This is a genomic window from Providencia sp. PROV119 (assembly GCF_028482435.1).
Classification (GTDB): domain Bacteria; phylum Pseudomonadota; class Gammaproteobacteria; order Enterobacterales; family Enterobacteriaceae; genus Providencia; species Providencia stuartii.
In genome coordinates this window covers 137351-159004 of sequence record NZ_JAMPQL010000007.1, presented here as the reverse complement: position 1 = coordinate 159004, position 21654 = coordinate 137351, and the positions used below count along the sequence as shown (strand labels likewise).

17 protein-coding genes are annotated in these 21654 nt (G+C 43.9%); 12 read left to right on the top strand and 5 right to left on the bottom strand.

What is annotated here, in order from left to right:
• Window positions 1-205: 205 nt before the first annotated feature.
• Both ybbP and ybbA read right to left on the bottom strand, forming a co-directional pair.
• Window positions 206-2653 carry a putative ABC transporter permease subunit YbbP gene (ybbP, locus tag PSF11_RS08545; protein WP_004922364.1) on the bottom strand — a complete coding sequence of 816 codons (2448 nt, stop codon included), beginning with the start codon at window positions 2651-2653 and terminating at the stop codon, window positions 206-208.
• A complete protein-coding gene (gene ybbA, locus PSF11_RS08540; RefSeq protein WP_014656538.1) occupies window positions 2650-3336 on the bottom strand; it encodes a putative ABC transporter ATP-binding protein YbbA in 687 nt (228 codons plus the stop codon). Before ybbA ends, ybbP begins: the two co-directional genes overlap by 4 nt.
• Here ybbA and tesA point away from each other — a divergent pair.
• From tesA to PSF11_RS08515, 5 genes are all read left to right on the top strand, one after another.
• Window positions 3304-3945, top strand: a complete 642-nt coding sequence (tesA, locus tag PSF11_RS08535) for a multifunctional acyl-CoA thioesterase I/protease I/lysophospholipase L1 (protein ID WP_053110361.1) — start codon at window positions 3304-3306, stop codon at window positions 3943-3945. The two genes, ybbA and tesA, sit on opposite strands and share 33 nt — an antisense overlap.
• 68 nt (window positions 3946-4013) lie before the next feature.
• Window positions 4014-4799 (top strand): SDR family oxidoreductase, encoded by a 786-nt coding sequence (locus PSF11_RS08530; protein ID WP_004922369.1) that lies wholly within the window; start codon window positions 4014-4016, stop codon window positions 4797-4799.
• Window positions 4800-4858: 59 nt separating this feature from the next.
• Complete coding sequence (locus PSF11_RS08525) at window positions 4859-5716, top strand: co-chaperone YbbN (protein WP_014656541.1); 858 nt, start codon at window positions 4859-4861, stop codon at window positions 5714-5716.
• Between the two features lie 13 nt (window positions 5717-5729).
• Window positions 5730-6674, top strand: coding sequence for an SPFH domain-containing protein (locus tag PSF11_RS08520; RefSeq protein WP_014656542.1), 945 nt, complete (start codon window positions 5730-5732; stop codon window positions 6672-6674).
• Window positions 6671-7150: an NfeD family protein gene (locus PSF11_RS08515; RefSeq protein ID WP_004922378.1), complete on the top strand. Its 480-nt coding sequence runs from the start codon at window positions 6671-6673 to the stop codon at window positions 7148-7150. The genes PSF11_RS08520 and PSF11_RS08515 overlap by 4 nt, the downstream gene beginning before the upstream one ends.
• Here the strand turns inward: PSF11_RS08515 and cueR are convergent.
• Window positions 7104-7514: a Cu(I)-responsive transcriptional regulator gene (gene cueR, locus PSF11_RS08510; RefSeq protein ID WP_014656544.1), complete on the bottom strand. Its 411-nt coding sequence runs from the start codon at window positions 7512-7514 to the stop codon at window positions 7104-7106. The two genes, PSF11_RS08515 and cueR, sit on opposite strands and share 47 nt — an antisense overlap.
• A gap of 141 nt (window positions 7515-7655) precedes the next feature.
• Between cueR and copA the strand changes: the two genes are divergently transcribed.
• The 5 genes from copA to PSF11_RS08485 all read left to right on the top strand — a co-directional run bounded on the left by copA (window position 7656) and on the right by PSF11_RS08485 (window position 14538).
• A complete protein-coding gene (copA, locus tag PSF11_RS08505; protein ID WP_072502454.1) occupies window positions 7656-10601 on the top strand; it encodes a copper-exporting P-type ATPase CopA in 2946 nt (981 codons plus the stop codon).
• A 177-nt stretch (window positions 10602-10778) separates the two neighbouring features.
• A complete protein-coding gene (locus tag PSF11_RS08500; RefSeq protein ID WP_004922384.1) occupies window positions 10779-11579 on the top strand; it encodes a TraB/GumN family protein in 801 nt (266 codons plus the stop codon).
• Window positions 11580-11598: 19 nt separating this feature from the next.
• Window positions 11599-12075 carry a Cys-tRNA(Pro)/Cys-tRNA(Cys) deacylase YbaK gene (gene ybaK, locus PSF11_RS08495; RefSeq protein ID WP_004922388.1) on the top strand — a complete coding sequence of 159 codons (477 nt, stop codon included), beginning with the start codon at window positions 11599-11601 and terminating at the stop codon, window positions 12073-12075.
• A gap of 419 nt (window positions 12076-12494) precedes the next feature.
• Window positions 12495-13586 carry a 3-oxoacyl-ACP synthase III family protein gene (locus PSF11_RS08490; RefSeq protein ID WP_072502455.1) on the top strand — a complete coding sequence of 364 codons (1092 nt, stop codon included), beginning with the start codon at window positions 12495-12497 and terminating at the stop codon, window positions 13584-13586.
• A 166-nt stretch (window positions 13587-13752) separates the two neighbouring features.
• Entirely contained in the window at window positions 13753-14538 is a 786-nt protein-coding gene (locus PSF11_RS08485; RefSeq protein ID WP_014656548.1) for a nucleotidyltransferase domain-containing protein, read from the top strand.
• A 78-nt stretch (window positions 14539-14616) separates the two neighbouring features.
• Here the strand turns inward: PSF11_RS08485 and ushA are convergent, their stop codons facing one another.
• Window positions 14617-16284 (bottom strand): bifunctional UDP-sugar hydrolase/5'-nucleotidase UshA, encoded by a 1668-nt coding sequence (ushA, locus tag PSF11_RS08480; protein WP_004922398.1) that lies wholly within the window; start codon window positions 16282-16284, stop codon window positions 14617-14619.
• A 376-nt stretch (window positions 16285-16660) separates the two neighbouring features.
• On the opposite strand from ushA, the gene PSF11_RS08475 reads away from it, so the two are divergent.
• Window positions 16661-17884, top strand: coding sequence for an MFS transporter (locus tag PSF11_RS08475; protein WP_004922399.1), 1224 nt, complete (start codon window positions 16661-16663; stop codon window positions 17882-17884).
• Between the two features lie 262 nt (window positions 17885-18146).
• On the top strand, window positions 18147-19889 hold the full coding sequence (gene ybaL / locus PSF11_RS08470; RefSeq protein WP_004922404.1) for a YbaL family putative K(+) efflux transporter: 1743 nt from the start codon (window positions 18147-18149) through the stop codon (window positions 19887-19889).
• A gap of 379 nt (window positions 19890-20268) precedes the next feature.
• Here ybaL and PSF11_RS08465 read toward each other — a convergent pair whose 3' ends face one another.
• A complete protein-coding gene (locus PSF11_RS08465) occupies window positions 20269-21582 on the bottom strand; it encodes an inosine/guanosine kinase (protein WP_004922409.1) in 1314 nt (437 codons plus the stop codon).
• Between the last annotated feature and the right edge of the window lie 72 nt (window positions 21583-21654).

Below are 21654 nucleotides of genomic sequence, written 5' to 3'. Positions count from 1 at the left end.
AGTTAATCATTTGTTGACCATAGGATCATAAACAGCATTGATGACAGTTTAGTGATAGATATAAGACAGTTATTTTATTCAACTATGGCAAGTAACAAGCTATTTTTCAAAGAAATAAAATTCGCGGCTAAATAGGGAATAGCCCAGATCACATGTTATCTGCGATCTGGGCGTTGAAAGGTTGTTGTGTGGTATATCAATGCGATTAATTATTCGGCATGCGACGATGCTGATTGCCTGTTCCTAGCAATCTTAATCCTAACCAACTACCACAAATAGACAGTAATAGGGCTGCACATAATGGTAATAGTAACCACATTGACCATTCAGGCTGCCAAGGGAAATCAAACACGCGAGTTTGCAGTAACCATAAAGCGACCTCAGCACCAAAGGCAGCAGCTAATCCAGCCATTAGCCCTAATAGCGCAAACTCACTCCATAAGGTTTTACGCATCAGTTTCCGGCTTGCCCCCAAGGTACGATAGACCACTAACTCACGCTCCCGCTGACTCATACCAACCTGAATTTGCGCTAATAACAACAGTAGGCCACAAAAGATCACCAACACGACCATCACTTCCAGTGCTTGGCTGACCTGTTGAAGGATTTGTTGTATTTGAGTAATTAATGCCCCTGTATCCAATACATTGATGGTTGGATAATGACGACTTAAGTCTGTCAGTAGCTTACCGTCGCCATCATAATGGAAACTGCTCATCCATGTTGCAGGCACATCTTTTAATGTTCCTTCAGCAAAGATAAAGAAGAAGTTTGGTCGCAAACTTTCCCAATCAACAGTACGAATACTAGTGACTGTTGCACTAAATACCTGAGCGCCAGCATTAAAAGTGAGTTTATCTCCGATTTTAAGTCCTAATTGTTTCACGACGGTTTGCTCGATAGAGACCTCACCATCTTTAGGCGGCCAAGTGCCTTCATCAACCACATTGGCTTCCGGTAGTTTAGCTCGCCATGTTAGGCTCAGCTCGCGTCGCACGGTATTATTATTTGGATCACGTTCGTCCGCCCACTCTATCGCTGAGCTATCATTTATCTCTGATAAACGCGCTAAGATCACAGGATAAAACTCCGTCGGCTTCACTTGGTGTTGCACAAGTAGCTCCGTTACAGGTTTAATCTGCGATTCATTCATATTGATCAAAAAGTAATTAGGGCTATCCGCTGGCAGTTGTTGCTGCCATCTATCCAATAAATCCCCTCTGACTAGGATCAACAGGGCTAACAGCATAAATGAGAGTGAAAAGGCACTCATTTGCGAGACCGTTTGTAAAGGTTGACGCAATAAACGGCTCACCGAAAGCCGTAAGCTTAATTGCTTAAACTTAAATTGGCGTAGTACCCATAACCCCAACCAACCAATCAAAGCTAATAAAATAGCGACGATTACGATGCCCACTAAAATCGACCATAATAGTGGGTTCACACCTGTAAACAGAAATAACCCACCAACAACAATTAAGGTGACAATAGGTAAATAGTAACGTAATGGCCAAACAGGTGAGTTAGCATCTTCACGTAATACCCGTGATGGCTGCGTTGCAATTAACTGGCGATAAGGACGAATCCCCACGAGAATAGCAATCACAAACAAAGTTCCAATCGCCCAAACCCATGGCCATAAACTGGCAGAAGGTAACGCTTTCGGCAGCATTGCACCGAGTATTTGCATTAAAATACCTTCAAAAGCTAGCCCTAGTAGCGACCCTAGCAAGGCTGCGGCTATCAAAATAGCCAACCACTGGCCTATTATCCATTTTTGTAACGCCGAGCGCCCTGCACCCAAGGTTTTAAGTACAGCAACTAATTGGTGGCGGCTACGGCAATAGTGAGTCATCGATACCACCACCGCCGCTATTGCTAGCAACAATGTCAGCAATACCGACAGTAATAAAAATTGCTGCGCCCGCTGGAAAGTTTTTCCTACCGCCCCACTATTTTCTTTTAACGTAAACCAACGTTGATCCGTTCTTAATTGCCCATCAAACTGAGATTCAAAAGCATCAACTGTGGCGGTTTCTCCAGCAAACATATCTCGATAGGTTAATCGACTCCCCACCTGTACGGCGCCTGTCAATTCAGCATCTTCTAATGAGATAAGTACTCTCGGAGCGATTTGGAATGGGTTAAAGCCGCTATCCGGCTCTTGGACTAATGTTCCAGCAACTTTTAGGGTCGCGTCGCCAATATCGATGTTATCGCCAATTTTTAAGTTAAGTAACTCCAACAAGCGAGGGGCAACTAAAATTTCCCCTTTGGTTGGTCGAAGTCCGGCTGGCTCAGTGATAAGCTCACCATAAAGTGGATAAGCCTGATCTGCGGCTTTAACCAGCACTAATTGTGGACGTAAATCTTCATCAGCCGTCGAATAAGCCATGGTAGAAAACGACATTTGTTGGCTTAGTTTTAGCCCCATCGCTTCTGCTTGTTGCAACCACTCAGGATCACTGGGATAAGAGGAGCGCAACACCAAGTCACCCGCTAATAGCTCTCGGCTTTGGTAGCTCATGCTATTTTCAATACGGTCACTAATACGCCCTAAAGCAAGCACACAAGCGACGGCTAAAGTCAGCGCCAGCCAGACGATCAGAAGTGATGGCGTTTTCCACTCACGCCAAAACCAACGCCAAATCATGCTTCTTCCCTCAATACACCATCTACCAGTCGTAAGCGACGCTGGCAACGGGCAGCTAATTCGTTATCATGTGTCACAAGGATCAATGTTGTGCCATGCTCTTTGTTCATGGAAAATAGAAGATCGGCGATTTTATCGCCAGTATGTCGGTCAAGGTTTCCCGTTGGCTCATCGGCAAACAGAATTTTAGGCCGCCCATTAAATGCTCTTGCTAATGCAACGCGCTGCTGTTCACCTCCAGATAACTGCGCCGGCATATGTTTTAAGCGATGGCCTAACCCAAGTTCAGAAAGCAAGGCGGCTGCTTGTTGATAGCTCTGTGACTCTGGCTCACCTCGCAATAGAGCAGGCAATTGCACATTTTCGAGGGCATTAAGTGTTGGTATCAACATAAAAGATTGAAAAACAAAGCCCACACTCTGGGCACGCAAATAAGCGCGTTGTTCTTCATCCATTTGGGTCAATTCGTGCCCTAATAGGCTAACGCTGCCACTGCTACCATCATCTAAACCGGCAATAATGCCTAATAAAGTCGACTTACCAGAACCAGACTCGCCAATTAATGCAATTGTTTGACCGGACTCGACAATTAGTTCAACACCTTGCAATATAGTGAGTTCATGTTCCCCTTGACCAACACGTTTAATGAGATGATGAACTTCAAGAATATTTTCCGCCGACATTTACTGGTATTTCTCCTATTATTTGTCGCAAGTGGGCAAACACTCGCAGCCACAAAACTGTTAATCCTTGGTGACAGCCTCAGTGCAGGCTATCGCTTACCGGCAGAGCAAGCATGGGCTTCACTCCTTGCCGAACGTTGGCAGAAATCGTCGCCACCCGTTATTGTCATTAACGGTAGCATTAGTGGAAACACCTCAGCCCAAGGGCTAGAGCGCCTTCCTGCCTTACTTGAACAACACAAACCCGATTGGGTATTGATCGAGTTAGGTGCAAACGATGGTTTGCAAGGGCTATCTGTTAAACAGATGGAGAACACACTACAACAAATTATTGAACAAATAACGCAGTCCGGTGCGAAACCGCTTTTAATGCAAATTCGTATACCGCCGAACTACGGTAAGCGTTATACTTCTAGTTTCGAAAATGTTTATCCTGCACTTGCACAACAAAACGCGGTTCCACTACTGCCTTTTTATATGGAAACCATCATTACTAAACCTGAGTGGATCCAACAAGATGGTATTCACCCAACTGTAGAAGCTCAACCTTCTATCGCTGATTTTATGGAAAAACAATTACTCCCTTATTTAACTTCTTCAGCAAATTAAAAGAATAAATAAGTGGGTAATTGTAAAGCAGTTTTTATATCAATTTGAGCCTATAGGTAGGTAAAGTTATGCAAAAGTCGGTATTTATCACCGGTGCTTCTAGCGGTATTGGCTTTTGTGCCGCCCAAACACTTCGCAAACGAGGTTATCATGTGATAGTTGCCTGCCGTAAAGAAGCTGATGTTTTGCACCTAAAAGGACTAGGCTTCGATACTGTTGTACTCGACCTCGATGATAGCCATAGCATAGATAGCGCTGCCGATGAGGTATTGACGCTATGCCAAGGGCGCCTTTTTGGCTTATTCAATAATGCCGGCTTTGGTGTGTACGGCGCGCTGACGAGTATTAACCGCCAGCAATTAGAGTCTCAGTTTTCGACTAACTTTTTCGGAATACACCAATTGACCTTGCGCTTGCTTCCAGCCATGCTAGCTCATCATGAGGGGCGTATCGTACAAACTAGCTCGGTAATGGGAATTATTTCAACGCCGGGTCGTGGTGCCTATGCAGCGAGTAAATATGCGTTAGAGGCATGGTCCGATGCGCTCCGTTTGGAGCTAAAAGGCACGGGTGTCCATGTCAGTTTAATTGAACCAGGCCCCATCCATACCAATTTCACCAGTAATGTGGCGCAAACACAGCAAGATAATCCGGTTAAAAACCCAGGAATTGCACAACGTTTTACCTTAACGCCAGAACATGTGGTCGCAAAATTGGTACATGCCCTTGAAAGCCCTCGTCCACGTATCCGTTATTCAGTCACTTTGCTCACCGTCATAGTTCGCATACTGAAACGGCTGCTACCGGATTGCTTGATGGATAAAATACTGGCAGGTCAGGGAAAAAAGGCTTGAAAAAAAATAAAATAGCCCCACCTTTAGAGTATTAAAAACTTATTTAAAAGAGATATTTTATGCAATCTTTTGCCCAAATCGTGGATGTTAATGAACAAAATTTACACCAAGTTGTAGAACAATCCATGCAGATGCCAGTTATGTTCTACTTCTGGTCTGCACAAAGCCCGCACTGTCAAGAGTTTGGTGCGACTCTCGATAAAATTGCCAATGACTATGCGGGTCTGTTTATGTTGGCGCGCGTCAATTGTGACGTAGAGCAAAATGTTGCAGCTCAATTTGGTCTTAGAGCAATACCAACCGTTTATATTCTGCAAGAAGGTCGTCCTGTTGATGGTTTCCAAGGCCCTCAACCCGAAGAAGTCGTATTAGAGATGCTTTCGCGCGTATTGCCTAGTCCAGAAGAGTTGAAAGCCGCACAAGCAGCAGAGTTGATTGCTGAGGGGAAACCTCAGGAAGCGCTACCGTTACTTAAAGAAGCGCATCAGCTTAATGAGAAAAACAGTGATATCACCCTGTTATTAGCAGAAACACAGATCGGTCTGAATCTTGTGGATGAGGCAGAAAAAACACTGACATCGGTTCCGATGCAGGACCAAGATAGCCGCTATCAAGGGTTAGTGGCACAAATTGAGTTGCTCAGACAAGCGGCGGATACGCCAGAGATCCAGCAATTACAACAAGAATTTGATGCTGACTCAGACAATGCCGAGCTAGCTGTGCAATTGGCATTAAAATTACATGAAGTGAATCGCAATGAAGAAGCTTTAGAAATGCTATTTAGCTTCTTGAAAAAAGACCTCAGCGCTGGAGATGGCGCCGTGAAAAAAACAATGATGGATATTATGTCGGCAATGGGAACAGGAGATGCGATGGCCAGTAAGTATCGCCGACAAGTATATTCATTACTTTACTAAATAAGGAATGATCATGGATTTGTTCGCGTTTGGTGCTATACCGATTATTATTTTTATTGCGATTGTTATTGTTTTTACCTGTGTCAAAACAGTACCGCAAGGCTATCAATGGACGGTTGAACGTTTTGGTCGTTATACCAGAACATTGCAGCCGGGGTTACATATTATTGTGCCATTTATGGATAAAATAGGTCGTCGCATCAATATGATGGAGCAAGTCCTTGATATCCCATCGCAAGAAGTTATCTCGCGTGATAATGCTAACGTCACCATCGATGCCGTCTGTTTTATTCAAGTCGTTGACCCAGTGCGTGCAGCTTATGAAGTTAGCAATCTTGAGCTGTCTGTTTTGAACCTGACAATGACCAATATTCGTACCGTATTAGGCTCCATGGAGCTGGACGAGATGTTGTCACAACGAGATTCCATCAACTCACGCCTTCTGCACATTGTGGATGACGCAACCAACCCTTGGGGGGTGAAAATCACCCGTATCGAAATTCGTGATGTTAAGCCACCGAAAGAGCTAGTCAACGCGATGAATGCGCAGATGAAAGCAGAGCGTACTAAGCGTGCCGACATTCTGGAAGCTGAAGGTATTCGTCAAGCGGCTATCTTGAAAGCGGAAGGTGAAAAACAGTCACAAATTCTCAAAGCAGAAGGGGATCGTCAATCTGCATTCTTACAAGCAGAAGCCCGTGAAAGGGCTGCTGAGGCGGAAGCAAAAGCGACTAAGATGGTTTCTGAGGCTATCGCGGCGGGTGATATGCAAGCAATCAACTATTTCGTTGCTCAGAAATATACCGAGGCACTGACAAGTATTGGCTCTGCTGACAACAGTAAAGTGATCATGATGCCACTTGAGGCGAGCAATTTAATGGGCGCTATCGGAGGGATTGCTGAACTTGTCGGTGAAAGCAAAAAAACGCACTCGAATAAGAAACAGGAAAACTCATGATAGAACTTATCAGCGCTCAACCCGCATGGTTTTGGCTGTGCCTTGGTGGTTTATTGCTGATTGGTGAACTGCTCGGCACAGGTGGTTATCTATTATGGTCGGGGATCGCTGCTGTTGCGGTGGCGATCATTACTTTCGTGCTGCCTTTTCTGGGTTGGGAATGGCAAGGGATTTTATTTGCTATCTTAACTATCCTTTCAGCCGTATTATGGCGGAAGTGGTTGAGTTTACGTAAAAACTCACAAGCAGATGAGGTCAACCAAAAGAGCCACCAACTCATTGGCACTAAAGTCCGTCTGATTTCCGATACGGATGAAGGTTTTAGCCGCGCACGCCTAGCCGATGGCAGTTGGCGAACATACAGTGAGCAACCTTTAAAAGCAGGCACTGAGGTGATCATCACCTCAGTGGATGGGATCACTCTGCATGTTAAGCCTTATCATGATGGCAACAACCCCGAGACAAGTGATCAATAATCGGGCAGTCTGCATTCTCATCACCGGGACAAGCGTCCACTAAGTTTTGCAGCGTATCTTTAATAGCAGACAATTTCGCGATTGTCTGCTCTAACTCTGCAATTTTCGCCATTGTGGTATTTTTCACATCCGCGCTGTGTCTTGCTGGGTTACGGAACAAACTCAATAACTCGCCGCACTCTTCTAACGTAAAACCGACATCTTTTGCCTGTTTTAACAGACCTAATTCATTAAGGTGTCTATCTTGATAATAGCGATAACTATTTTCCCCCCGTTCAGGTGGAGTAATTAAACCTTTTTCTTCGTAAAAACGAATGGCCTTTGCGGTAAGACCGGTTTTCTTGGCAATTTCACTAATATTCATCATACCCCTTGACCTTACCCTTGAGGGAAGGTTTAACCTTCCCTACATATCAAAAAATTTATATTTGTTTAAAAATTTCAGTGTATTCTGCCATGATAATAAAAACGACAGGATCCGTCATGAGTTAAGGAGATTTTACTTATGAGTAGCAAAATCATTCTCTCCCTGCAAGGGCTAAGTTGTATGCACTGTGTTGGTACAGTCACCAAAGCACTTGAAGCCCGCTCGGACATTGATCATTTCAACGTCACCATTGAGTATGCAGTGATTGAAAGTAATGCTAGCGCTCAATCATTGATTGAAACTATTCAACAGGCGGGTTATGACGCAAAAATGGCCGAACAACCGGATATCACGCTACAGCTATCCGGCCTTAGCTGCATGAACTGTGCCGGTAAAACACAGCAAGCACTTGAAGCGGTTGACGGTGTAGCGGCTGCTATTGTCGATACTCAACAAGCAAAAGTTTACGGTAGTGCAGCAGCAGATACCTTAATTAATGCGGTTGAGCAAGCAGGCTATCATGCAAAAGTGGCACAACCCAGTCAGGTGACATTAGCATTATCGGGGCTTAGTTGCATGAAATGCGCTGAAAAAACCCGCCTTACCCTTGAGGCCGTTGACGGTGTTGATCATGTGGATGTCGATACTAACTCTGCCGTGATATATGGTAACGCACCTGTAGAGGCGTTAATTGCCGCTGTGGCTGATGCGGGTTACCAAGCCACATTAAATCAAGCGGGGGCTAACTTCCCAAAAACGCAGCCGCTGGCAAAATCGCCTGAACAGCCGGAAACTGACTCAGCGGCAATCTGTGAAATACCGGCTCAAGAGTCCGATTTAGGCGAGCAACCTGACATCTCCCCTTCAGATGACAGTATCCAGCTATTATTAGATGGTATGACTTGTGCAAGTTGCGTTAATAAAGTGCAAAAAGCCCTCAACAGTGTTCCGGGCGTTGAAAATGCCCGTGTTAACCTTGCTGAACGTAGCGCGCTAGTGACGGGAACCGCGCAGCCAGCCGCACTGATAGCTGCGGTGGAAAACGCTGGCTACGGCGCCGAAATCATACAAGACGAAGCTGAACGCCGAGCACGGCAGCAACAAGTCGCTGATGCAAATATGCGCCGTTTTCGTTGGCAATCTGCACTTGCATTAGCCCTTGGTATCCCTGTGATGATCTGGGGGATGATCGGCGACAATATGATGCTCACGCCACAAAACCACTCAATTTGGCTAACCATTGGGGTTTTAACTTTCGCCGTGATGGTCTTTGCTGGTGGTCATTTCTATAAAAACGCTTGGCAAAGCCTAAAAAATGGCAGTGCGACAATGGATACTTTGGTCGCACTCGGTACAGGTGCTGCTTGGTTATACTCAATTGTCGTCAACTTGTGGCCTGAGATTTTCCCTGAACAAGCACGCCATCTCTACTATGAGGCCAGTGCGATGATTATTGGTCTGATTAATTTAGGCCATGCACTAGAGCAACGTGCCCGCCAGCGCTCCTCAAAAGCCTTAGAGCGATTACTGGACTTGACGCCTCCGACTGCCCGCGTGGTTACCGAGCAAGGTGAAGTGGATATGCCACTTGAGCAAGTCAAAAAAGGGATGACTTTACGCCTAACAACGGGGGATCGTGTACCTGTTGATGGCGAAATTATTGAAGGTGAAGTCTGGCTAGATGAAGCGATGCTAACCGGTGAACCCATTCCTCAACAAAAAAGCAAAGGCGATCAGGTACATGCAGGCACTGTCGTTCAAGATGGTACTGTGTTATTTCGCGCGGCGGCTGTGGGTAGCCAAACCACACTAGCGCGTATTATCCATCTTGTGCGCCAAGCTCAAAGCAGTAAGCCTCAAATTGGCCAATTAGCCGATCGTATTTCATCGATATTCGTACCTGTCGTGGTTGCCATTGCTGTTATTTCAGGGCTTATTTGGTATTTTGTCGGCCCAGCCCCGCAAATTACCTACGCATTAGTCATCACCACGACTGTTTTGATTATTGCTTGTCCGTGTGCTCTTGGTCTGGCGACCCCCATGTCAATCATCTCTGGCGTTGGGCGGGCGGCAGAATTTGGAGTGCTTGTCCGTGATGCCGATGCTCTGCAACAAGCAAGTGAGTTAGACACTATCGTCTTCGATAAAACGGGCACATTAACAGAAGGCATGCCACAGGTTACCGATATCCATACCTTTAATGGCTTTTCTGAGACAGAAGTACTACAACTTGCGGCTTCATTGGAAAGTGGCTCTAACCACCCGCTTGCTCGTGCAATTGTCAATCGAGCCAAAGGGCTCTCCTTCCCTACAAGCGAACAGTTTAGGACATTAGCGGGTCTCGGTGTCAGTGCCGTCATCGAAGGCAAAACGGTATTACTTGGTAACCAAAAATTATTGATGCAAAGTCATATCGATACCAGTGCGATTGAAGAAACATTGCATCAACAAGCTTCAATGGGGGTCACCCCCGTTTTGTTAGCCGTAGAAGATAAAATCGCTGCATTGCTTTCTATCCGTGATCCATTACGTGAAGACAGCGTCAGTGCCTTAGCTCGCTTACATAAACAAGGCTTTCGTTTAGTTATGTTAACAGGGGATAACCCAGTTACCGCAAAAGCCATCGCAAAAGAAGCGGGAATTGATGAAGTGATCGCAGGCGTCATGCCAGATGGTAAATCGGCTGCAATCGAAGCTTTACAAGCCAAAGGCCATAAAGTGGCAATGGTTGGCGATGGGATCAACGATGCCCCCGCACTGGCCCGTGCCGATGTTGGTATCGCAATGGGAGGCGGCAGTGATATTGCGATAGAAACAGCATCGATTACCTTAATGCGCCAAAGCCTACATGGTGTTGCAGATGCGGTTGCCATTTCAAAAGGCACATTGCGCAATATGAAACAAAACCTATTCGGTGCCTTTGTCTACAACACATTGGGGATCCCAATTGCAGCGGGTATTCTTTACCCTCTAACAGGAACATTGTTGAACCCTGTGGTTGCAGGTGCAGCAATGGCCCTCTCCTCAATCACCGTCGTGACTAACGCCAACCGACTGCTACGCTTTAAACCGAAACAACAATAGGCTACAGCCCGACATTGAGTTTAACTGAATGTCGGGCTTTTCACGCTTAGGTAAATTGCTCGTGATATCATGCCTAACCCCAATCCAATTTTACAGATAAAATAGCGCAAAGTGAGTCGCAAATCGCTACAAGATTGTTTAATCTAAAGGACTGATACTAAAACGTAGGAAAGTGAAATGGCCAAGCTGCTCGAAAACTTAAAAAACTGGTTACATACAGAAGCAGCTCCCGTCTACCCTTATCCAGCTATTGATGTTCGCTTATCAAAAAATCTTAAGCTGCATATTGTTGGTAGTATTCATATGGGAACTGAAAACATGTTTCCACTTTCTGACATTCTTCTCGATAAACTCAACCGAGCCGATGCCCTGATTGTTGAAGCCGACATCACGGATACCCGCTCCCCCTTTATAACCGATAATGCTCTTCGTGCCCCCCTACAAGATCGCCTAAGCACTGACGAATATCAACGACTGCAAAGTTGCTGCCAAGAAATACATCAAAATCCAAGCCAATTTGATGCGTTACCCTCATGGCAAGTCGCCCTAATTTTACAATCCACCCAAGCTCAAGGGTTAGGACTACACGGGCACTATGGGATTGATTACCAATTACTCCGTAATGCACAATCTCAGCGGATGAAAATCATCGAGTTGGAAGGTACTGATGCGCAAGTCGAGCTATTATTAAACTTGCCCCAAGAAGGCTTACCTTTATTACAAGATACGTTAGAGCACTGGCGCGCTAATGCCCGTTCATTACAGACCATGATAAGCTGGTGGCTTGATTACCAACCCCATAACCGTGTCACATTACCTAAAACATTCAGTGATGATGTTTATCGTGTTCTCATGGAACAACGTAACCAAGATTGGAGTAGCAAGCTAAAGGCATTACCTGATGGTAATTATGTGGTTACCGTTGGTGCTTTACATTTATTTGGTGATGATAGTTTAGTTAGTTATCTACGAAATTGAATACAAAACAGGTAAAAACATGACTCCCGCTGTAAAGTTACTTGAAAAACAAAAAATAAACTTCACGCTCCACCCTTATGATCATGATCCTAATGTGCATGATTTTGGTAATGAAGCAGTGAGCAAACTCGGTTTAGATGCTAAACAAGTTTTCAAAACGCTACTTATTGCACTTAATGGTGATCAAAAAACGTTAGCGGTCGCAGTAACCCCTGTATCAGGGCAGTTAGATTTAAAACTGGTTGCTAAGGTTTTCAAAACCAAAAAAGTTGAAATGGCCGACCCACAGATAGCACAAAAAACAACAGGTTATTTAGTTGGAGGGATAAGCCCACTAGGGCAGAAAAAACGTCTGCCTACCGTTATCGATAGCCAAGCGCAACAATTTTCCACCATCTTTATTTCTGGCGGTAAAAGAGGGTTAGACATTGAAATAGCGCCACAGGATTTAGCTCGCGTTCTCAATGCAACATTTGCTGAAATAAAGAAAGTGTAAAACCCCTGAGCGTTGTTATCGATAATACTCTCATTTCCCTTACACTATCAATTCATCATACTGGTTTATGCTTTATTATTTATAAGTCATAAGCCAGTCGATTTATCATAACTTTATAAAATAGTCATCATCTAAAATAAATGAGCACCTTTATTAAATTGATTGATATATAAGCATATTTTTATATGCTACCAGCTTGAATTATGAAAATTATAAATTAATATTTATTTTTATATTACATTTAAAAATCCAAAAATTATTATTTACCGTATAAATAAAATAATAATTTATATCCGTATTAATAGTAACAACTCAAACAGACTCCTAAAGGTTAAAAACCGTTTCTGTTTTATTTGCGATGAATGTTATGAACACTCAATGCATTTGGCATCATCATAGAAACCATGTAAGGAGAACCTATGTTATCAGTTGGAATTCAAGCTGTTGCCATTCATTTACCAGAAGGTTTACGCACTAATGCATGGTGGGATAAAGAGGCCATCACCTCTTCTCATTCACCTAAATTTTCAACTCACCAACACCTGTCTCTTTATGATAAAGCCATGCAACCTTATCTATCCGATCCCTTTTTAGGCAGTGTCGAGCGCAGAGTCGTGGTCAATCATGAAAGCGCTTCCTCACTCGGGATCAAAGCAGCAACCAAGGTGTTATCAGCCGCAAAAGTCGCCGCTAGTGATATAGATTGCCTCATTGTCACTTCCATGTTTGATGACCATATTGGTTGTGGTGATGCAGGCTATATCGCACAGGCACTCGGTATCGGTGGTGGCGCCTTTAATATTGGGGCAACCTGTAATAGCTCGATGTCAGCATTACTAACAGCTTGTGGCTTGGTAAGCAGCGGCTTAAATAACAAGGTATTAGTCATTGCCACAGCACTATTCTCTCGGGCACTTGACGACGACAATGCCGCCATGCGTTTTCATGGTGACGCATCCACCGCCTTCATCGTAGGCCCTGTTAAAGAAGGATATGGCCTGCTGGGCTCTAAATCGTTACACCTTGGTGAAACATGTGGCACTTGGTGCTTTAAGGTCGTCGAAGACCAATATTCGCCAACAGCGCAACATATCCGCCTCAGTTTCAATAAGCCAGTAACCCACGTGCTACGTTCAACAGCGGAATATTACCTTAAACAGACCGTAAAAGGCGCATTAGCCAAAGCAAAACTCTCTATTAACGATATCGATTGTGTCGCACTCAATGCCCCGACAGCTTGGCATGCCGAGTTTTCCGCTAATGTATTGGGGATCGAACCCAAACGGGTCATCAATACATTTCCTCAATTTGCTTACAATGGCCCCGCCATGATGCCGATCCATCTGTATACCGCAGCGATACAAAAATCGATTAAGCCCGGCGGCATTATGCTGTTATACGCCTACGGAGGACAAACAGAAGCGTCAGCCGCTGTATTGCGCTGGCCTAATGTTATCCTTGGTGCACCACCGGAGCCTGCTTCCGTGATCGATCATAAAGACATACCGTAGATGACCTCTTTCAAGGTGCAAAATTAGTAAGCTTAACCAACGGCATTTGTTAACTTGCTGGATTTACGTTATTTTTGGTCAGATCACAAAATAGATTTCTCGAGATAAAGGGGGAATAAAACGCTCCTTGTTACTGCAATCTTCATCATGAAAAAGGTACTCAAAAATGGCAGTTGATGAAAATGGCTATATCTGCACATTAAAAAAGCAACCTATACCCGCGAGATATCAAGAACTACTCACATCTGTTCAATCACAACTACTCGCTCAGTATGGCGATAGAATTTGCAGTATTTTTATTTATGGTAGCGTTGCACGTGGCAAAGCTACTCCTCCTAAATCCGATCTGGATCTCTGTGTTATTTTTCACGGCAATATTGATAACACAGAGGCTTTAGCGCTCAGCAAGATAGGCGAAAATAGCCTTCGACTTTACCCTATTGTTCCAAAGGTGGATTTCGATATAGCCAGTCAACAGGAGGTGCTGTCACCGAATAACACCAACAGTTGGGGATACTGGCTAAAGCACCATTGCCGTATCATTTATGGTGACGACCTTTCCCGATATTTTCCCCTATTCCGCCCATCAAGGGCCATCGCCTTAGCCGTCAATGGTGATTATCACACCACTCTCTTAGATTACATTCAGAAAATGGCAAGTACGGATGATCAGGCAACGTTCTTAAAATTATCCAAAGAAGCTTCTAAGAAACTTATCCGCTCTACAAATATTTTACGGACGCCTAACGACACCGACTGGCCAGATACATTAGATGAACATATCACTCGGCTACACAATAAATATCCCGCCTTAGCGCATCAATTACCCTTTTTTATGGCGCAAATCCAGTTCGCGACTTACTCTAAAAAAGATTTTATCCCCCATTTGCACACGGCAATAACTCGCCTATTGCAAGCAGATGAAAGTATGAAAGCAAACGAAAAGGCCTGACCCCAGTTACTGTCTGGGATCAGGCCTTGTAAGCAGTTCACTCGCCTATTGAAATGTTATTAATAGGCGACTTGGGCATTATTTTTTATAAACAATTTCGCCTTTTGGTTCATAGTCTGCCGCTTTTAGTGGTGAATGTTTTTCAATATAGCCTTTCAACACTTCTGCATCGACAAACCCTGTATTGACGTAGTTAGGATGATTATCGATTTTCGGATAGCCATCACCGCCTATAGCATTAAAATTCAGTGTTGCCATACGGTAAGTTTTTTCAGGATCAACTGGCTTACCATCAATTTTCACGTCACTGATGCTACCATCCGGATTAACAGTCAAGCTGACATTATAAAACTGTGCGTAAGCGCCTGAATCAGGTTTCATGTTCGCAGCAGCCTGCAAATATGGAAGCACTTCGCTGCCTTTGAAGTCAACATACACTAATTCATTCGTAAATGGCTGTACCTTTAAAACATCTTTATATGTAATATCACCGCTCTCAATCGAATCACGGACACCGCCGCCACTCATAATTGCAAAATCAGCACCTGCACGCTCTTTTTGTGCCGCTAACAAGAGACGCCCCATGTTAGTTTGCACAAAACGAACTTTACTACGGTCGCCTTCGAGTTTGCCTTCAACAGAGCCAACTTTAACATTCAGCTGCTCACCCCCTTTCTCTTGATAAGGTGTCAGTAACTTCATCATTTCTGGGTTGTGCGCAATTTCTTGAGTGTAATAGACACGCTCAGTGGTGCCATCTTCTTTAGTCACTTTCTTTTTCAAGTTGATAGGGATCAATTGGTAATGTTTCAGTGTGAACTTACCATTTTTAAATTCGAAATCTGCGCGACCGACATATTTCCCCCATTCATGGGCTTGAACGATCCAAGTGCCATTTTGATTATCAGGTGCACAAGGTGTTCCCGGCACATAGTCGACTTGTTTATAGTTTTTATTCTCCGCAGACATACAAACGGGATCTTGTGAGTGACCACCTACTATCATATCTAAATATCCAGCAGGTAAACTACGCGCCATTTCAACATCACCCGGTGCATTCGAACCATGTTGACCGTCATCGTAGTGCCCCATATGGGTGGCTGCAATAATAATGTCTGGCTTTTCAGTCTCACGCAGCTCTTCAATCACTTTTTTCGCCTCTACCGATGGCGTTCTAAATTCCACGTCTGGGAAATTAGCTGGATTGCCGAGTTTCGCTGTATCGTCCGTGGTCAATCCTAATACGGCGATTTTGACGCCTTGCTTATCAAAAATTTGATAAGGCTTGAACAAGCGTTTACCGGTGCTAGTTTGGTAAATGTTGGCAGATAAGAATGGGAAATTAGCCCATTTTTCTTGGGTACGTAACACTTCAAGCGGATTATCAAACTCATGGTTACCTAATGCCATCGCATCATAACCGACTAAGTTCATCCCTTTAAAATCAGGCTCTGCATCTTGCAAGTCAGATTCAGGTACACCTGTATTGATATCACCACCAGAAAGCAGCAATAGGCTTCCACCTTGTTTCGCAACTTCATCACGGATTTCATCAACCACCGTTTTTTGAGCCGCTAAGCCATACTCACCGTGATCGTTATGCCAGAAGTGACCATGATGGTCATTAGTATGCAAAATGGTGATGTTATAGGTTTTATCTTTTTCCCAAGCATTTGCCTGTGCGATAGGCAACAGTGCTAAAGATACCGTTAATGCGCATACCGATGCTTTAAAGGTTAATTTCATCTCTTTCTCCCTGCCGATATAGGAATTTTGTGCGGTATAAGTAGATAATAAGTTTAATATCACCGCCTATCTTATACTCTATATCATTTAAGATACGTCACGGACGTATTACCATAGAAATATAAGGCAGGCTGTGTCTCATACGAATGAGCGCCGTCAGTAGCACCACACGTTGAAGTATGATGAGTATATAGCACAAAACCGCGATCATAATTAGATAACCAGTGCATAAAATGATGCTTGTTTCATTAAAGTGAGACATCAATCAAAATAATGACACGAGTGACTTTTTTTATCGTGATATTTATTAGTTCAAATAAATTACAAATACGCTATATTGATAACAATTGTGCAACACAACTAGAAGTTACTAACTATGAGCGACCAAACAACAAGTTCTAGCAATACCGCACCATCAAAGCCTATCAGCAAAACAGGCAAAACCGTTTTCAGTATTCTAACCGCAATTAGCTTCTCTCATTTACTGAATGATATGATCCAGTCTTTGATATTAGCTATTTATCCGTTATTGCAATCCGACTTTTCATTAAGTTTTGCACAGGTTGGTTTGATCACGTTGACTTACCAAATTACGGCATCACTACTACAACCAATCATTGGCTATTATACTGACAAACATCCACAACCTTATTCACTCCCAATAGGAATGGGCTTTACGCTAACAGGTTTGTTGCTACTCGCTATGGCGGAAACCTTCCCGGTTATTTTGCTTGCTGCTGCGCTGGTAGGAACAGGCTCTTCCGTATTCCATCCTGAATCATCTCGCGTTGCGCGTATGGCATCAGGGGGGCGACATGGCCTTGCACAATCGTTCTTCCAAGTCGGTGGAAATTTAGGTTCCTCATTAGGCCCGCTACTCGCGGCACTCATCATTGAGCCATATGGTAAAGGGAACGTTGGCTGGTTCTCTCTGGCGGCCTTATTAGCTATTGTGGTTTTATTGCAAGTGAGCCGTTGGTATAAGCAACAGCATCGCACCACCAGCAAAAAACCAGTTCGTCACGTGGAAGTCAAAGTACTACCACGTAAAGCGGTGATTGGCTCATTGACGATATTGCTGATTTTAATTTTTTCCAAGTACTTTTATCTAGCCAGCATTAGTAGCTATTATACCTTTTATCTCATTGATAAATTTGGTGTTAGTGTACAAAACGCCCAGTTCCATCTGTTTATTTTTCTCTTTGCCGTCGCAGCAGGAACCATGATTGGTGGGCCTGTTGGCGATAAGATCGGGCGCAAATATGTTATTTGGTTTTCTATTTTAGGCGTTGCGCCTTTCACGCTAATGCTACCGCATGCTTCCCTGTACTGGACCAGTATTTTGACCGTTATTATCGGATTAATATTAGCTTCTGCATTTTCAGCCATTTTAGTCTACGCACAAGATCTCATCCCCGGTAAAACAGGCATGATTTCAGGGCTATTTTTTGGATTAGCATTTGGTATGGGAGGCGTTGGAGCGGCAGTGCTAGGGCAGATTGCCGATAAGACCAGTATTGAACAAGTTTATCAATATTGTGCTTTTCTACCATTATTAGGAATTTTTACTGTACTACTACCAAATTTAGAACAAAAATAACCATTTCTCTTTATTTCACCCATACTTATTGAAAAATAAGTATGGGCATTTCCTTCTATATCCCACTTAAAATTCAATAAAAAATCATAAAAATGACATCTTTGTAACGATTTAGCACTAATACAGTACTTTTATTTGAAAAACATTGAAATTTTTTAAGGAAATTTTTCTCAAATAACGATAAAATAGAATTATATGCAAAGCGCATTCCAAAATACGGGAATTTTATTCCTAAAAATTCAAATTAATAAAAGGAGACTAAATGGAGCATTCTACGCCCTTAATCACAACCATTGTTGGTGGTCTCGCCCTTGCATATTTGTTAGGTATGATCGCTCAGCGATTAAAAATTTCCCCTCTAGTAGGGTATCTTGCGGCTGGAGTCTTGGCCGGTCCTTTTACACCTGGTTTTGTTGCCGATACAACACTTGCACCTGAACTCGCTGAGATAGGTGTTATCCTACTGATGTTTGGCGTTGGGTTACACTTTTCGCTTAAAGATCTTATGGCGGTTAAAACCATCGCCATTCCCGGTGCTATTGCACAAATTGCGGTTGCTACACTGTTAGGTTTAGGCCTTTCCACCCTTTTTGGTTGGGGAACCTTTTCAGGGATTGTTTTCGGCCTCTGTTTATCCACAGCCAGTACCGTAGTGTTACTTCGCGCCTTAGAAGAGCGGCAACTGATTGACAGCCAACGCGGTAAAATTGCTATCGGCTGGTTGATTGTTGAAGATCTGGCAATGGTATTAACACTGGTACTACTGCCAGCCGCCGCCGCGATTATGAATTCAGAGCAAGCCAGCTTAAGTGAGTTACTCATCGGTCTTGCATGGACAATAGGTAAAGTTGTCGCCTTCATTATCCTCATGATAGTGATTGGCCGCAGAGTCATACCTTGGATTTTATCGCGCACCGCATCCACCGGCTCTCGTGAACTGTTTACATTGGCTGTATTGGCACTTGCATTAGGTATCGCCTATGCGGCTGTCGCCTTATTTGATGCCTCCTTCGCTCTTGGCGCGTTCTTTGCTGGTATGGTATTAAATGAGTCAGAACTAAGCCACCGTGCAGCACAAGACACATTACCGCTCAGAGATGCGTTTGCTGTTCTATTCTTTGTGTCTGTTGGTATGCTATTTGACCCTGTGGTCATTATTGATCACCCATTAGGTGTGATTGCTGTTCTCGCTATTATCATTGTGGGTAAATCCGCCGCAGCGTTGGTGCTTGTGCGTTTATTTGGTCACTCGCGGCGAACCGCATTAACCATCTCTGTCAGCCTTGCCCAAATCGGTGAGTTTGCCTTTATTTTAGCGGGGATGGGAATGGCGCTTGGCGTGATGGATAAAGAGGCGCAAAACCTTGTGTTAGCCGGTGCCATTGTCTCTATTATGCTTAACCCAGTGCTGTTCAGCTTATTGGATAAGTACTTAGAGAAGACCGAAACCGCCGAAGAGCAGTTACTCGAAGAGACTTTGGAAGAAGAAACTCAAATTCCTGTCGATATTTGTGGCCATGCAATTATCGTTGGTTACGGTCGTGTAGGAACTATGCTGGCAGATAAACTGCGTAGACGTGATATCCCATTAGTCGTGGTTGAAGATACTCGCGCTAAATTTGAGGAGCTAGCAGAAAACGGGTTCAGTGCTATTTTAGGTAACGGTGCTAATAGAGATATCATCAGCCTTGCTCGTATTGAGTGTGCAAAAACGCTGCTTCTTACCATTCCAAATGGTTATGAAGCAGGTGAAATCGTCGCGCATGCTAAAGAGCTAAACCCAGATATCACAGTGATTGTTCGCGCGCACTACGATGATGAAGTCAGCTTTATTAAAGAGCGTGGTGCTGAGCATATTATTATTGGTGAACATGAAATTGCTAAAGCGATGGCAACTTTTATGTGTAATGATGTCACTGAGTATGGTTGCTCAATGGATGATGACCCTTCTCCCACAGCCGGTGAAGGTAAAAGTCTAGATGAATATCTAAAACCCTCTCATTAAAACACATTTAAGGGAAGCTTCGGCTTCCCTTTGTTTATCTGGTAATTCTGTTGTGTTAATCCCTGTATCAGGGATGCAGCTTACTCTTTACAATCATGACTGGTTTACTGAGAGAGCGTGAACTGTTCGCCCCCGACTAATATGCGATTTTTCACTATTAAAAATTCTAAAATAGAATAATTAATAATAAATAGATTCACATTTTCTCCACTTTTTAGCATAGATAAGTCGTTATACTCATCCCCGCCTAAACCATTATTGATGATATTTTTTGTGTCCTCTTCCCCCACGATGTGGGGGAATTTTTTTCTGGCATTGAGGTAAAAAAATACCCCACTGTTTTGCTCAAACAATGAGGCATTATGCAAAGGCTTGCGTATTAACGCTCCCAATAGGACTCTTCTAAGCTGTCTTCTTTTTCAGGTAGGCCACGCGTTAAACGCGGCGAATGTTGAGTCAAGACTTGATAGCTCACGCGGTTTGCATATTTGCACACTTGAGCAAGCGAAGAGTAAGTTAGATATTGGCGCGTATGCTTACTGGAATTAGGCACATTGAAGCGATGATAGGAGTTTGCGGTGATATCGTGTAGCAATGCGGATAACGCGCCATCTCCTGCACCATTAGTATTCATGATCTTTTCAGGTCCCCCCATATAAGGCTCAATATGAGAGTATATGCGCATAGGAACTTCACAATCTTGCTGACGCATTGCGCGGCTAAATTCATAGAGGTTAAATTCAGGAATAGCGCCCGGTAATAATGGGTGTTGGGTGGTGCGTTTAAATGCTTCTTCCGTATAACCTGCCATATATAGCCCTGATGGCCCCGCCGTACACAGCACAAGATCGACCCAATTTAGAGCCATATCCGAAGCTAACAACGGGTCATTACACCCTGTTAGCTCTAGCGCCTCATCTTCATTCATCGCGACAACAGAGACATGCTCAGCCAGAAAATCACGCCAAAACTGGGGGTCTTGCGCTATCACGAACTTAGTACCGAGTGTTAATACAACGGGAACATTATGCTTTTTAGCATAGCTAATCGCCTGCATCGTGGCTTCTGGCATGGTTTCACCGGGCTTGCAACGAACCAAATAAGCGGTCAAAACTAACGCCGAAGCGCCAGCAATAATCTCTTCTGGGATACTTTCAGGGCGTAGACGATTCATATGCCCTGGGCTAATCGCGAAGGTTCTCTCACCGTTTTCAGCAATAAGGGTAAAGCAGCGACCAATTGGCCCATCGACCCCTTGTAAATAGTTGAGATCCATGCGGCTCGATGTATGGCATAAATAGCGATAAGAGTAGCTTCCAATTTGAATGTTATTGCACATCGTTCCCAATAACACCGAGCGATCATCCGCCAGCACGGAGTAGTTATGCAGCGTATTCCCGATGGTTCCCCCAGCATACTCATGTGTGATTAATGCGTTACTGGTTAGCTCTTTATATAAAGCCTCTGCAACATCATCTTCAATCACTAAAGAGTGACCTTTACTGAGTTGATAGCGTTCAATGAATGCATCGTCGACTTTAGCTTCAATATCGACCAGTGTTTGATCGATACCGACAATATAAGATTGGCAGTTTTCGCCATCATCTAAACGCTCTTTAATAGGCTGTAACAGCGGGTCTCTGAGGCTAACAGGAAAGTAGTGCTTTGATTTACGTTGACCGGGGAATTTCATAATGGATAAATTAGAGAGTATACATGGCACTATTCTAGCACGATAAATGCAAACCAGCACCTTAGACAAAGG

Coding starts and splice junctions, on each gene's coding strand:
- PSF11_RS08525 (WP_014656541.1), top strand. CDS start 4,859: ATGCAATCTTTTGCCCAAATCGTGGATGTTAATGAACAAAATTTACAC.
- ybbP (WP_004922364.1), bottom strand. CDS start 2,653: ATGATTTGGCGTTGGTTTTGGCGTGAGTGGAAAACGCCATCACTTCTG.
- PSF11_RS08475 (WP_004922399.1), top strand. CDS start 16,661: ATGAGCGACCAAACAACAAGTTCTAGCAATACCGCACCATCAAAGCCT.
- PSF11_RS08485 (WP_014656548.1), top strand. CDS start 13,753: ATGGCAGTTGATGAAAATGGCTATATCTGCACATTAAAAAAGCAACCT.
- PSF11_RS08500 (WP_004922384.1), top strand. CDS start 10,779: ATGGCCAAGCTGCTCGAAAACTTAAAAAACTGGTTACATACAGAAGCA.
- ybaL (WP_004922404.1), top strand. CDS start 18,147: ATGGAGCATTCTACGCCCTTAATCACAACCATTGTTGGTGGTCTCGCC.
- copA (WP_072502454.1), top strand. CDS start 7,656: ATGAGTAGCAAAATCATTCTCTCCCTGCAAGGGCTAAGTTGTATGCAC.
- PSF11_RS08490 (WP_072502455.1), top strand. CDS start 12,495: ATGTTATCAGTTGGAATTCAAGCTGTTGCCATTCATTTACCAGAAGGT.
- cueR (WP_014656544.1), bottom strand. CDS start 7,514: ATGAATATTAGTGAAATTGCCAAGAAAACCGGTCTTACCGCAAAGGCC.
- tesA (WP_053110361.1), top strand. CDS start 3,304: ATGATGAACTTCAAGAATATTTTCCGCCGACATTTACTGGTATTTCTC.
- PSF11_RS08520 (WP_014656542.1), top strand. CDS start 5,730: ATGGATTTGTTCGCGTTTGGTGCTATACCGATTATTATTTTTATTGCG.
- PSF11_RS08515 (WP_004922378.1), top strand. CDS start 6,671: ATGATAGAACTTATCAGCGCTCAACCCGCATGGTTTTGGCTGTGCCTT.
- ybaK (WP_004922388.1), top strand. CDS start 11,599: ATGACTCCCGCTGTAAAGTTACTTGAAAAACAAAAAATAAACTTCACG.
- ybbA (WP_014656538.1), bottom strand. CDS start 3,336: ATGTCGGCGGAAAATATTCTTGAAGTTCATCATCTCATTAAACGTGTT.
- PSF11_RS08465 (WP_004922409.1), bottom strand. CDS start 21,582: ATGAAATTCCCCGGTCAACGTAAATCAAAGCACTACTTTCCTGTTAGC.
- ushA (WP_004922398.1), bottom strand. CDS start 16,284: ATGAAATTAACCTTTAAAGCATCGGTATGCGCATTAACGGTATCTTTA.
- PSF11_RS08530 (WP_004922369.1), top strand. CDS start 4,014: ATGCAAAAGTCGGTATTTATCACCGGTGCTTCTAGCGGTATTGGCTTT.